The following is a 12,997-nucleotide window of genomic DNA, read 5'->3' on the forward strand; positions in this document are numbered from 1 at the left end:
GATCCCGCGCTTCGCAGTGTTCGCAGGGAGGGGCCGGCCCAGGTCACCCGGGCCGGCCCCCTCCCGCTCGCTCTCCCCCGGCCGGACGCCGGGCGACGGCTCGGCCGCCGCCCGATCCCCTCCCAGGTCCGAGGCGCCCGGCGATACCGTCGCACGTCGCACGTCGCACGTCGCACGTCGCACGTCGCGCGGAGGCCGGTGCTTTCACCGGCATCCCCGGAATGCCGGCCGGGCATGCCCGGAGCTGTCCGCCGGAGTTCCGTCGCCGTCGTCCGGTCCGCTCCCCTCAGGAGGGGAGCGCCGCCAGCCGGCGCCGGTCATGGGGCGAGGAGCGGCGGTCCAGACGTTCCTGCAGGCGCACCCGGGCCGCGGTGCACAAGCCCGCCGAGACCTGCGCGTACAGCAGGGTCTCCTCCACGACCTCGCGCTGCGCGGCACTGCCGCCCACCATGCGGAGCATCGGGAGGATGCGTTCCAGCCGCCGCGCCGCTTCGGCCCAGTTCTCTTCCACGAGGTGGGTGAACGCCTCGCACAGCGGGGCGATGACCTCGCGCTGCACCTGATCGGCGTCCAGCGCGTGAGTCTGCAGCCGCCGCAGCCCCGGCAGGTCTCCCGCGGCGGTGAGGGTGATGGCGGAGTGCAGTGCGGTGAAGGCGGTGGCCGGGCGCTCCAGGATGTCGGCGGAGACCGATTCCAGCACGTCGTTGATCGGTATCCGCCCCTGCCAGCTGTCGGACACCTGGGCCCGCCACAACAGGGAACCGGAGTCGATCAGCGCCCGGATGCCGTTGACCTTCCCGGGCGACAGCTGTCCCGCCCACCTGCGCCGGACCGCCGCCGCGTCCGCGACGGCCAGCTCGTGCAGGGCGGCGTGCCAGGCGAAGTGGGCGCGGTGCGTGCCGCCGCGGCCCTGGCCGCTCAGCCATTCGTCGAGCCGCTCGCGGCCCTTGTCGTGGTCGCCGCGCTCGTAGTGCACGTGCGCCAGGGCGTGCATGGCGTGCCCCGACCCGGGCTCCGCCGCGAGGGCCTGCTCCGCCAGGTCCTCGGCCTCGTCGTAGCGGCTCTGCTCCTGGCGCATGAAGGCGAGCAGGGAGGTGTGGAACCAGTGTCCCCCGTGGGCCGGCGCGGTCTTCTCCAGCAGCCGGAGCGCGGCGCTGCCGTCGAGGTCGTACAGGCCGGAGAAGGCGATGGTCGGGACCGCGGTGGCGAGGGCCAGCCGGTCGCCCGGATAGTCCTCCAGGTGTCGCAGGAGGGCCGCGTCGCCCTCCGCGACCGTGCCCCGGACGCGGCGGGTCACCACGTCGACGAAGGAACGCTCACGGTCGTCGGCCCGCTCACGTGCGCTGCGCTGGGCATCGGCCAAGGCGCGGAAGACGTCCACGTCGGCCCCGCACTCGTGTCCGATCAGCGCGAGCGCGGCGTGGGCGGTCGCGAAGCCCGGGTCGAGGGCCGTGGCCCGCCGGAACGCCTCCGGGGCACCGGCCCGCACCTTCAGCAGCCGGTCCACCCCTGACCGGTAGGCGGCCGCGGCGGCGGAGTGGGTGCTGAGAGCGAGGCCGCCGCCGTCGCCGGGACGCCGGGCTGCACGTCGGGCGGACGCGGCGTGGGTGAGGGGAGCGGCGAGCCGGTCGAGCACCGCTTCGGCCGCGGCCGCGGCCTGGACCCGGATCTCCGGGATCGCGGTGGTCTCCCACAACTCGCCGCGGCGTGGCGAGCCGAGTGTCCACAACGCGCGGCTCGTCCGGCCGTCCCGGTCGCGCAGCCGTCCGTCGTCGGTGGACACGCCCATGCCCAGCGGGCCGGGCACCGCGTCGCCGCGCCGCAGCAGGTTCCGCCACAACGGATCGGCCGTGTCCGTCAGCCGCAGGCCCGGCCCCGTGCAGTCCACCACCCAGCCCACGGAAAGTTCACGGCCGTCGGTGAGGGAAACCCGCAGCGAGTGGTCCGGGAGCGTCCGGACGTCGGTGATCCGCCCCCGGACCGCCCTCAGCCTTCGCGTACGGCGCATCCGGGCCACGCTCTCCGCGGTGGCCGGGGGCATCCGGTGCCGGTGCACGTTCCACAGGGAGCCGTCCCGCTCGAGGAACTCGGCCCGCTCGTCGACGGACAGCGACGCCCACAACTGCGCTGTGAGCGGGCGCAGCCCGTCCAGCGCGGGGCGCCAGTCGCCCTGGGCGCGCACGACCCGGCCGACGTGCCGGTAGACCGCGGTGCGCACGTCCGGCAGCGGCAGCCCCGTGAGCGGCTCGGCGCAGGCGACGGCGGGCAGGGGCGTCACGGCGTGTGCCTGGGGCAGCCGCCCGCCGCGGGACACCGCGTGCACCGTCCGGCCCGGCCGGTTCAGCCGCAGGGCCACGTCCACGGCGGTCAGCCCGGTGCCGATCAGCAGCACGTCGTCCGAACACTGCTCGTGGGCCGGGGCGTCCAGGGCACCCGGCGTCCAGGGGGCGGCGACGAAGCGGTCACTGCGGTGCAGGGCGGCCGGCAGCCACGCGGAGGAGGAAGGCGCAGGACCGGTGGCCAGTATCACGCTGTCGGCGTCGACAGCGGTGCCGTCGGCCAGTTCGAGTCGGGCGGTCCCGCCGGGGCCGTCGCTCCAGCGGCAGTCGATGACCCGGGTGCGCAGCCGGCGGACGGTGACCGTGCCGTGGGCCGCGATGACGGCCCGGCCGAGGGTGTCCGACAGGTAGGCGCCGTAGCGGTAGCGCGAGACGAAGTCCGCGGCGGTGACCGTGGGTTCGCCGTGGCGGCACAGCCACCGTACGAAGTGCCCCGGGTCGTCGGGATAGCAACTCATGTTCCCGGCAGGCACGTTGAGGAGATGTCGCGGGTCGCGGGTGGAGTAGGCGGTGCCGCGGCCAGCCTCCCCCGCCGGGTCGATCAGCAGGAGTTCCAGGGGGATCCGGCGGCGGACGGCGGTTTCGCAGAGCTGCACGGCGACCAGAGCACCGGCCGCCCCCACTCCCACGATGGCCACCGATCCCCGCGGTGTTAATGACGTCATGCCACGCCTCCTGTCTGCCGGGCCGTTCGGCCGGATGGGTGCCCGTGCGCGTTGTCGCTCGCGCCGTGCGAGGTGGACGGCTGCGCTGGTGTCGCGTGGAGCTGTTCACGGACCACGAAGGTCCCAGAGTGAGTGCGCCGTAGTTCACCATTTTTGTGAACTACGGGCAAGAGCCTTGTTCTCTCCTGCCCGGTATCCGTTTCGGCTTCGGCATGATCACCGACGGTTCCCCTTCACGCTCCGTGCCGGCGCCGGCTGCCGTCGAACCCGCGTGAGGGCGTCAAAGCCTTTTCGGGTGTGAGAAATTGGCCGGATGCGGATCACGGCGAGGACGGACTATGCGGTGCGGGCGATGGCGGAGCTGGCGGCGGCCGGCGACACGCCCCTGACGGCCGAGCAGTTGTCGGACCGTCAGGACATTCCGGTCCGGTTCCTCTTCGGCATTCTGAGGGAGCTGAGGCTGGCCCATCTGGTACGCAGCGTGCGGGGTCCACAAGGCGGGTACCTGCTGGCCGGAGCGGCTGACGAGATCAGCCTCGCAGCGGTGATCCGCGCCGTGGACGGCCCGTTGGCCAAGGTGCGGGACCTGAGCCTCACCGACCTGGAGCACCCGGGGGCGGCGGCCGTGCTCCCCGACGTCTGGCGGGCGGTGCGCACCAGTCTGCGTCAGGTGCTGGAGGCCACCACGCTTGCCGACCTCGCACGCGGTGAGCTGCCGGACATCGTGCGGGAGCGGGCGCAACAGTACACCGCCGACATTCGCCGCTACGGACAGTGACGCGTTTCGCGTCCTCCGGTGTTCCGTGATCCGATTGCCGTCACCTGAAACGGCCTGTCTCGTCGAGTCGGCCGGCTGCCGCCTCGACACCAGCGAGGCGGAGCCCGCGCCACGCCTCGGCACGGTCGTGGCGGCCGAACCGCTGCTCGTCACCGAAGCCGGCGAGTTCCCCGGTGAGCTCCTGCTCTTCACACAGGACGGTTACCTCTCGCAGCTGGAAGAGTGCTCATGGAGCGACGGCATCGAAGTGGCACCGGCTGCCGCGCGTCACTGGATCCAGAGACGTTCTCGAGTCCTGAAGGTCCAGCGGCCGGCGGTTTCCGCCGGACGGCACAGCAGCGGGGCCGGCAAGAGCCATCCTCCCGTCAACCTGCCGGTACGAAAAGGGAATTGAGCAACCGAGGCCCCCTGCTACGGTGGCCCGATGGCATCGATCAAGCAGTTCCAGGTCACCTTCGACTGCGCGGAACCCGAGCGCGTCGCCCGTTTCTGGTGCGAGGTGCTGGGGTACGTCGTCCCGTCGCCGCCGGAGGGCTTTGCCACGTGGGACGACCACGATCGCTCGCTGCCGCCTGCGGACCGGGGTTCGTGGTTCGCATGCATCGATCCCTCCGGGGTGGGCCCGCGACTGTTCTTCCAGCGCGTCCCCGAGGGCAAGACCGTCAAGAATCGCCTGCATCTCGACGTGCGGGTCGGCACCGGACTCGTGGGTGAGGAGCGCCTGGCCGTTCTCGAGGCCGAATGCGCACGACTGGTCGCGCTCGGCGCGGTACGCCTGCGACTCCTGCTCGCCGACGAGGACAACGAGTCGTGCCTCGTGATGCAGGACGTCGAGGGCAACGAGTTCTGTCTCGACTGAACATCCGGCCTGATGGCGTTCGTGTGGTGACACGGTTCATCACCGGCCTCGGGGAACATCGGTACAGCGGTTGGCGCTGAGAACGATCAGAGTCGGGGTGTGAGCGTACCGACCCGGTTCTCGTGCTCGCGGCGGGCCTTGCGCCGGGCCGGGGACGACACCCTCACCGTCACCTTCGAGTACTCCGTCGAACTGTTCGACGAATCGACGGTCGAAGCACGGGGGCGGTCCTTCACCGCACTCCTCGGCGCAGTCGCAGCGGACCCCGATCGTCCGCTGCGAAGCCTGCACGGCACCGATCCGGGAGCCCAGGGAGCCCAGGGCAGCGACGAGTCGTACGGCCGCTGTGGAGGCCGTCGACCACCACCGGCGGACCGCCGTCAGGCGGGCGCCGGCATGAAGGCGCTGCGGGCCTGCGGGAGGGAGCAGGCCCGCAGAACACCGCTACGTGACCGTGCGCCCGACTTGGCGTGCGGGGGTGCGGGGGATCACTGCGGTGGCCGGACAGCGCCGGCGCTTCGTCGTTCGGCCGGTTGTCGGTCGTGTGGCCGTGTTGCCGGGCTGCCGGCCGACTGGTCGGCCGGGTGGTTCATGTGAGCGATTGGTTGCGGAGTGTGGCGAGGGTTTTCTGGATGCGGCTTTGGCGGGTCTCGGGTTTTTTGGCGCTTTCGATGGTGTGGATGTAGGCGCGTTTGCGGCTGGGGGAGAGTTGGTCGTAGGCGGTGCGGGCGACGGGGTCGGCGTCGAGGGCTTGGACGAGGTCTTCTGGTTCGGCGATGGTGCGGGGTTGGGTGTCGAGGGCGAGGTCGACTTCGACTTCCTCGCCGGTTTCGACGCCGGCGGCTTCGCGGTTGGCTTTGCTGAAGCCGATGAGGTAGCGGCCTCGCATGATCGCGATGCGGCTGTTCCAGGAGTGGCCGTTGATGGTGATGGTGATGGGTGGTCGTTTCCCGGCGTCGAGTTCGTCGATGATTTCCGGGGGGACTTCGAGGCCTCGCATGGGTTCGGGGGGTTCGACGTGGGTGCGGAACTTCATGGTCTGCTCCTGTCCGTGTGGCCGTGTGGCCGTGTGCGTCGGTCCGGTTCGCGGTGTGGGGGCCGCGATGGGCCGGTGGCCGTGCTGTGTCACATTGTCAGGGGAGTGGCCGGTGGGAGGGCGGCTGTTCGCCGGAATCGGCGTGGCGGGGGCTGGAGTTGGCCGTGTCGGGCGGGGCGGGACAACCACGGTGATTCGACTGACACCACCCGGTCACGCGCACCCGGCCACGCTCACACCGTTGCCGGAATCCCCTCGGCGATCGCCCAGGCCTGCGCCATGCCGAGCCGCCCGTATGCGGCCCGGCCTGCAGACCGGCGGTCCGGGCCTCCCTGTTGTTGCCCGACAGCAGGTACGCCACTGCCTCGTCCGGCAGCTCGCCGAGGCGCCCGAGCACGGCCTTCCGCACCCACGAGCCGTACCGCCGACGCCTGCTCACCAGCACTGCCAGGTGAGCCGGCACGGCCTCGTCCGCGCCCGCGAGGGCGTGGCCGAGGGGTGCGCGGGCCGGGTCCCTCACCTCCTCGTCGGTGTCCGCGCACCGGATCAGGACGAGCGGCAGCACGGACGCGGGCAGGGCTGCGGACTGCGCGCGTGCCACCCGTACGCGCAGCAGCACGGCGCCCGGCACGCGGGTTGGAGATCAGGCGGGGCATCCCGGCCATGGATGTCGCTTTCGGTCCGGACTCCACTCGTGGACACCGAAGGAGGGTTCCACCACCTCGCGGGGCCGGCGTCGGCGCACCTCGTCCAAACGGCGACACTGATCGTCCAGCCAGCCCTCCTCGAGGGCGCAAGCCTTCATCGCAGCATCTGACTCCATGACAGATCGTGACCGCGACCGGGCGACGAGAGTACGTCGAGATGACGCCGAAGCCGCCCCTGTCCGCGCAGCCTCTTGCTCGGCAGTGTCCGGCCGACTCCTCGATGCCCGCCGGGGGACGATGTGCGGCTGATGCGACTCCGCGCAAGCCGACGCACCGCCTCCCGCGCAGACGCAGACAACGGAAGGGGGGCCGTCACCTACTTGTTGCCCCAGTCGAGGCGGAGTACGGCGAGGTCGTCGGTGTGACGCCCGGCGTTCAGTGTCTGGGTCTCCTCGATGAGGCGGTCGACATGGGCGGCCGGGTCTGCCGTCGGCAGGTTCCGGATCAGGGTGAGGAGTCCTTCGACGCCGAGCCGCTCGGCGCGCGGGCCGTTGTGTCCCTCGGTGAGGCCGTCGGTGTAGAGGGTCAGGGCTCCGGCGGCGGGCAGCGGGACCACCGTGGCCGGCCAGGTTCCGAGCCTGGGGGCGATGCCCAGGGCCATTCCGTGGGCGGCGGCCAGTTCCCGGGTGGCCTCGGCGGTGGTGAGGAGGGGTTCGTGGTGACCGGCCAGGTACAGCGTGGCGGTGGCGGCGTTCTGGTCGAGGGTGAGGAGGGTGCAGGTGGCGAACAGGGGTTGCGGGCCGCGTTCGGCGAGCAGGATGCGTTCCATGAGGTGCAGGAGGCCGGGGCCGTGGTGTCCGCCCAGGACGAGGGAGCGCCAGGCGATGCGCAGGCAGACACCGAGTGCGGCGGCGTCCGGGCCGTGTCCGCTGACGTCGCCGACGACGGCGTGCAGGACGCCGTCGTCGTCCTCGACGACGTCGAGGAAGTCCCCTCCGAGCAGAGCGCTTTCGGTGCTGGGCAGGTATCGGGTCGTGACGGTGACACCGGAGGTGGAGAGGATGGGCTGGGGCAGCAGGCCCCGTTCCAGGCGGGCGTTCTCCTCGGCGCGCAGACGGGACTTCTGGGCGTCGGCGGCTGTGCGTTCGGTCTGGCTGCGGTAGACGGCGTAGCGGACGGTGCGGTGCAGCAGGTCGGCCTCGACCTTGCCCTTGACCAGGTAGTCCTGGGCGCCGGCGGCCATCGCCTCGGCTCCCGCCTGCGTCTCGGACAGGCCGGTGAGCACGATCACGGCGGTGTGGGGGGCGAGCTCGCGGACGGCGGCGATGGCCTTGGTGCCCGACACGTCGGGCAGGTGGAGATCGAGCAGGATGCAGTCGATCGCGGAGGCGGCGAGTTCGGTGCGGGCCTGGGCGAGGCTCGTTCTCGTGGTCAGGTCGAACCGCAGTCCCGTGTCGTGGAGGAGCTCTTCGACGAGCAGGGCGTCCGCTTGGTCGTCCTCGATGAGGAGGATGCGGTACACCGGGTCCGGCGAGGGACCGCCAGGGGCGTGCGTCGCGGGCACGGTCATCGCGTCGGCTCCGCATCGGCGCGGGTCGCTTCCGGCATGGTGGAGCGGGTCGCTGTTTCGGGCGGCTCGCAGGCCAGGGTGAACGTGATGCGGGCGCCGTCGCGGTGGTCGGGGTCGACGCGGATGGTGCCGCCGTGGAATTCGACGATCTTCTTGCACATCGCCAGGCCGATGCCGCTGCCGTTGTAGGCCTCTCGGGTGTGGAGCCGCTGGAAGATCACGAACACTTTCTCGGCGTACTCGGGGTCGATGCCGATGCCGTTGTCCGTGACCGCGAACCGCCACAGCGCGCCCTCCGGTGCGGCGGAGACGTGGATCTCGGGTGTCCGGCCGGGGCGGTGGAACTTGACGGCGTTGCCGATCAGGTTCTGCCAGAGCATGCCCATCTGGGTGGGATCGGCGACCAGGGACGGCAGCGGATCGTGCGTGATCGAGGCGCCTGTCTCCTCGATGCTCACGCTGAGGGAGGACAGGGCCCGCTCCAGCGCGGAGCCGAGGTCGACGCTCTGCAGCTCGCGGTGGACGCGGCCGACACGGGAGAAGTCGAGCAGGTCGTTGATCAGGGTCTGCATGCGGTTCGCGCCGTCGACCGCGTAGTCGATGTACTGGTCGGCCCGGGCGTCGAGCTGGCCGCCGTAGCGGCGCTGGAGGAGCTGGGTGAAGCTGGAGACCTTGCGCAGCGGCTCCTGGAGGTCGTGGGAGGCCACGTACGCGAACTGTTCCAGTTCGGCGTTCGAGCGTTGCAGGTCGGCGGTCTGCGCGTCGAGGCGCAGGCGGGCTTCTTCGGTGAACGCCAGCTCGCGTACCAGGCGGCGGCGCATGAAGTCGATCTCACCGCTGAGCCGTCGCAGGTCTGCGGGCCCGGCAGGGGTGATGGGGTGGTCGAAGGCACCGCCGGCGATGGTGCGGGCGTCCGCACCCAGCTGGGCCAGGGGGGCGGTGATGCCGCGGCGCAGTCCTTCGAAGATCAAGATCGTCAGAGCGAGGATGACGGCCGCGATCGCGCTGAACACCCAGTTCCGCAGCGCCATGGTGGAGGAGAGGTCTTCCGCTGCGTGCGCCCGCTCCGTCCGCAGCCGCTCCTGCTGGTCGCTCAGGGCGGAACGCAGTGCGTCGAATGCTTTCTTGCCCTCCGTGGCGCGTTCGGTGGCCAGCGACGAAGGCGTTCCGGAAGGCGCGGCGGCGATCGGCCGGGCGATCCTCGCCTGCCAGGCCTCCGCGGCGTCCTGCACGGCTTTGAGGTCCTTCAGGTCGGCCGTGTCGTCGTGCAGCAGCTCCTTCAGGCGTGCGGTGTGGGTGGCCTGGTCGGTGAGACCCTGCCGGTAGGGGACGAGGAAATCCGGGATGCCGGTGGCGCCGTATCCGCGGATGCCGGTCTCCTGGTTCAGCAGCGCCGATTCCAGCCGGAACGACGTGCTCAGAGCGGGAGATCTCACCTCCACGAGGTCTTCGCTGATCGATTCCGTCCGCGCCAGCACCCACGCGCCCGTCACCCCGAGGAGCGCGAGGACCGTCAGCGAGACCGCCACCCCGACACGCAGCCACCGCCGTGTCGTCCAGGTGGAAAACCTTCGCGCACGCGGTCTCGCGTTCCCGCTCATGCCGTGACCCTCCGATGTGATGCCGCCTGCACCATGCGGGGGCAGCCGCCACTTTAGATGCATCCTGACAACCATTGTTGTCGAGGTGGCTGATCGGAGCCTAAGGTGCTGGATGTGCCTGGCAAGAACTTCAGTCTGCGGATCACCCCCGAAGAAACGGCAGCGGTCGCGGACGCGGCGGTCGGCCGGCTTGCGAGGCGCCTCACTCTCCAACTCCTGGACGATGTCCCGCCCGCGCCGGAGGGCGGCCCTACGGGGGCGCTGACGCTGCTGTACGTGCTGGACCAGCTCCAGCGGGCCGCCGAACGCCTCCAGCGGAGCGCGGCCGTCTCCGCCGCCCGCGCGGGTGCCGGGTATCCGCAACTCGGTGCCGCCTGCGGCATGACCCGCCAGGGCGCCCGGCGTCGCTGGCCCGGACTCTTCCACCACTCCGACGAAGCACCCATGGAGCACCCGTTGATGACCACCCCCGCACGGCCCTTTGACGTCCTTCTCGTCGAAGACGACATGGCCGATGCCCTCCTCATCGAGGAAGCGCTCTCCGAGCGTGGAGCCCGCAACCTCGTCCAGGTCACCGACGGAGTCGCCGCGCTCGAGCACCTGCGCACCCCTGGCAACCCCCGCCCCGACCTGATCGTCCTGGACCTGAACATGCCCCGGATGAACGGACGCGAACTCCTGCGGATCCTCAAGACGGACGAGAACCTGCAGACCATCCCCGTCGTCGTCCTCACCACGTCCGCAGCCCCCGAGGACGTCACCGGCGCGTACACCAGCCACGCGAACGCGTATGTGACCAAGCCGGTCAACCTGGAGCAGTTCGAGCAGGCCGTCCAGAGCATCGACGCCTTCTACCTCGACACCGCCACCCGCCCGCCCCGCGACTAGGGCGTGCCCGGGACACGGGCCCGGTACGGGCCGGACCGGCCGTGAACCGATCACCGCGGTGTCCCGATCGTGAACACGGTCGCGATGGGGCCGTCCTGCTGTGCCACCGAGCCGGGCAGGCCGTTGACCGTGTGCTCCGGGAACGCCGTGCGGTCGCCCGGCAGACGGGCGATCTCGGCGTGGTGACGTGCGGTCCGCTCACCGCCGGAGTGCGGCCGACGTCACCCGGCTGATCCCGCTGCCGGACAAGGTCCCACCCGTGGCCGGCACGGCCGGGCGGCCACGCGGACGGCCGGAGACGCTCTTCGCCGGCCGCGGCTACGACCACGACAAGTACCGGCGACTGCTGTGGCGGCGAGGCGTCCCCGGCCGGCCATCGCGGAACGCGGCCGGCCCCACGGCTCCGGCTTTGGCGTCTTCCGCCGGGTCGTGGAGCGAACGATCTCCTGGCTCCCCGGCTTCCGCCCCTTGCGCATCCGCAGGCAGAGACGCGACGACATGCACGAAGCCTTCCTCGCCCTCGCCACCTGCCTCATCACCCACCGCCGCGTCCAACACCTTGTCAGGCCCCCTGAGCCCCGCTCGGCGTCCGTCCTTCGCCCCTCCGCCTCCCGCCGCGCGACTTCCCTCCGGGAGGGACGGCCGTGTCCCAGGATGCGTCATGACAGCCGTGGGCTGCCGGAGTGTCGGCCGCCGATGTCAGCGGCGTCGGCGAGAATCCCGGGCGCCGGTCACGGAATTCGAAGGCGCGTGATCTGCGGCGAAGGTGCGCCGGTGGCCCGGGCGGAGATCTGCCGGGTTCACGAACGGGAGGGCCGGGCATCCGGATGGCGAAGAGGAGGGTGGTGTCATGTATCTGGCACGTGGATCCGTCGGTGATCCCGGCGACTGGCTCTGGGCGCTGGCCGCGCTCGCGCTGTACGCGCTGATCAGTTACGGACTGGAGTACCGCGTGCGGGCCCGGCGCGGCTCGCGGCATCCGGGCCGCGACGCCCTGCGCGACCTCAAGGACCGCGAGGAGCCGCAGCGGCCGCGCCACCGTGTCGTGAGCCGTCTGATCATGCTCGGCGGAGGCGTGCTCACCGGTCTCGTCGCCTATCTGACCTCCGGCGGCGTGCGCGTCGCGGCCGTGGCCCTCACGGCCGCGGTCGCGGTGGCCCTGTGGGCGTACTACGACCACCGCACCGAGACGGCTCCCGCCGGCGGATGAGGCGTGCGCACGCGGGAGCGGTGCGCCGGCGCCCTGCCTCCGCCGGCGCACCGCTCCCGCGGAACCTCCCGCTGCCCCGCACCGGTTCCGCCCGCCGCTCGTCGGGCGCCGGCCCGTGGGGTTCGCCGCCCGTGCCGAACGCCGCCCGTGCCGAACGCCGCCGTGCCGGGGTGAGGCTGCGAAATCTCGCCAGTGATTGCCGAACCATTTCGGTGCGGAGACGTCCCGACGGAGCGCTCTGCGGGTGATGTCCGGCGGGAAATCCACGGGGAATCCACGGAGAATTGATTGTTGCCTCCCTGGCGTAAAAGGAGCGTCCGTCCAGTTCCGGTTGTGAAAGCTGCTGGCGTGGTTCCTGGTGCCGTGGAAGTATCCAGGGTGATCACGGGGGAGTCCCTGATCGATACGTCAAGCACCCGCCCGCAGAAGGGAATTCGCCGTGCATTCCACGTCGTCCCGTTCCGCCGTCGTCACCGCGTCCACGCTGTCCGTCCTGTTACTGGGAACGGCCGGGGTGCACGCCGAAGAGCCTGCTCGAGCGGGCTCCGTACCCGACGTCCCGGTCGCCGCGGTGATGCGTCACCTCGACGCGCTCCAGAAGATATCCGACGCGAACAACGGCAACCGGGCCCACGGCACGGCCGGTTATCTCGCCTCGCTCGACTATGTGCAGGGAAAGCTGAAAACCGCCGGATTCACCACCACGCGCCAGGAATTCGAGTTCGGCGGGAAGAAGAGCTGGAACCTGATTGCGGACTGGCCGCGCGGCGGGAGCTCAGGAGAGGTCCTCATGGTCGGGGCGCATCTCGACTCGGTCGACACGAGCCCCGGAATCAACGACAACGGCTCCAGCGTCGGGGCCGTTCTGGAGACCGCCCTCACGGTGGCCGCGCGACAGGCCGCCCCGTCCCGGCATCTCCGGTTCGCCTTCTGGGGCACGGAGGAGGAGACCTACATCGGGTCCACGCACTACGTGAACACGCTGCCGGCCGCCGAACTGTCCAAGATCACCGCCTACCTCAACTTCGACATGATCGGCTCGCCGAACCCGGGCTACTTCGTCTACGACCAGAGCCCCGAGGTCGCCCGCCACTTCGACCGGTACTTCCGCGGCAAGGGCATCCCCACCGAACCCGCCACCGCCCTCAACGGGCGCAGCGACCACGAGCCGTTCCTCGCCAAGGGCGTCCCGGTCGGCGGCATCTTCACCGGCTCCGCCGAGATCAAGACGCCCGAGCAGGCCGCCAAGTGGGGCGGCACCGCCGGCCAGGCCATGGACCCCTGCTACCACCTGGCCTGCGACACGCCGGCCAACATCGACCGGCGCGCGCTGGACGTCAACACCGACGCCGTCGCGGCCATGGTGTGGAAGCTCGGCGTGCGCGGCTAGGTGTGCTGTCCGGG

At 71.2% G+C, this 12,997-nt stretch carries 10 protein-coding genes; 6 read left to right on the plus strand and 4 right to left on the minus strand.

Annotated features, from left to right (window positions below; all coding sequences use genetic code 11):
* Window positions 1–286: 286 nt before the first annotated feature.
* On the minus strand, window positions 287–3,004 hold the full coding sequence (locus tag ACIP5W_RS14315; RefSeq protein ID WP_401471827.1) for an FAD/NAD(P)-binding protein: 2,718 nt from the start codon (window positions 3,002–3,004) through the stop codon (window positions 287–289).
* 313 nt (window positions 3,005–3,317) lie between these two features.
* Here ACIP5W_RS14315 and ACIP5W_RS14320 point away from each other — a divergent pair, with 313 nt between their 5' ends.
* Genes ACIP5W_RS14320 through ACIP5W_RS14330 form a run of 3 tightly spaced genes read left to right on the plus strand, consistent with a single transcriptional unit; the run spans window position 3,318 to window position 4,641 of the window.
* Window positions 3,318–3,782, plus strand: a complete 465-nt coding sequence (locus ACIP5W_RS14320; protein WP_401471830.1) for an RrF2 family transcriptional regulator — start codon at window positions 3,318–3,320, stop codon at window positions 3,780–3,782.
* Between the two features lie 25 nt (window positions 3,783–3,807).
* On the plus strand, window positions 3,808–4,176 hold the full coding sequence (locus ACIP5W_RS14325; protein ID WP_401471833.1) for a hypothetical protein: 369 nt from the start codon (window positions 3,808–3,810) through the stop codon (window positions 4,174–4,176).
* A 30-nt stretch (window positions 4,177–4,206) separates the two neighbouring features.
* Window positions 4,207–4,641: a VOC family protein gene (locus ACIP5W_RS14330; protein WP_401471836.1), complete on the plus strand. Its 435-nt coding sequence runs from the start codon at window positions 4,207–4,209 to the stop codon at window positions 4,639–4,641.
* A gap of 589 nt (window positions 4,642–5,230) precedes the next feature.
* Here ACIP5W_RS14330 and ACIP5W_RS14335 read toward each other — a convergent pair.
* From ACIP5W_RS14335 to ACIP5W_RS14345, 3 genes are all read right to left on the minus strand, one after another.
* Window positions 5,231–5,677, minus strand: a complete 447-nt coding sequence (locus ACIP5W_RS14335; protein WP_401471839.1) for a YdeI/OmpD-associated family protein — start codon at window positions 5,675–5,677, stop codon at window positions 5,231–5,233.
* Window positions 5,678–6,700: 1,023 nt separating this feature from the next.
* Window positions 6,701–7,894, minus strand: coding sequence for a PP2C family protein-serine/threonine phosphatase (locus tag ACIP5W_RS14340; RefSeq protein ID WP_401471841.1), 1,194 nt, complete (start codon window positions 7,892–7,894; stop codon window positions 6,701–6,703).
* Window positions 7,891–9,495, minus strand: coding sequence for a CHASE3 domain-containing protein (locus tag ACIP5W_RS14345; protein ID WP_401471844.1), 1,605 nt, complete (start codon window positions 9,493–9,495; stop codon window positions 7,891–7,893). The genes ACIP5W_RS14340 and ACIP5W_RS14345 overlap by 4 nt, the downstream gene beginning before the upstream one ends.
* A 114-nt stretch (window positions 9,496–9,609) precedes the next feature.
* Here ACIP5W_RS14345 and ACIP5W_RS14350 point away from each other — a divergent pair, with 114 nt between their 5' ends.
* From ACIP5W_RS14350 to ACIP5W_RS14360, 3 genes are all read left to right on the plus strand, one after another.
* The gene (locus tag ACIP5W_RS14350; RefSeq protein WP_401471847.1) at window positions 9,610–10,383 is read left to right on the plus strand and encodes a response regulator; all 774 of its coding nucleotides are present in this window, start codon (window positions 9,610–9,612) and stop codon (window positions 10,381–10,383) included.
* Between the two features lie 850 nt (window positions 10,384–11,233).
* Window positions 11,234–11,593: a hypothetical protein gene (locus ACIP5W_RS14355; protein WP_401471850.1), complete on the plus strand. Its 360-nt coding sequence runs from the start codon at window positions 11,234–11,236 to the stop codon at window positions 11,591–11,593.
* Between the two features lie 439 nt (window positions 11,594–12,032).
* Complete coding sequence (locus ACIP5W_RS14360; RefSeq protein ID WP_401471853.1) at window positions 12,033–12,983, plus strand: M28 family metallopeptidase; 951 nt, start codon at window positions 12,033–12,035, stop codon at window positions 12,981–12,983.
* The last annotated feature ends 14 nt before the right edge of the window (window positions 12,984–12,997 follow it).

Origin of the sequence: Streptomyces sp. NPDC088766, from assembly GCF_044750845.1 — a bacterium.
Taxonomy (GTDB): domain Bacteria; phylum Actinomycetota; class Actinomycetes; order Streptomycetales; family Streptomycetaceae; genus Streptomyces.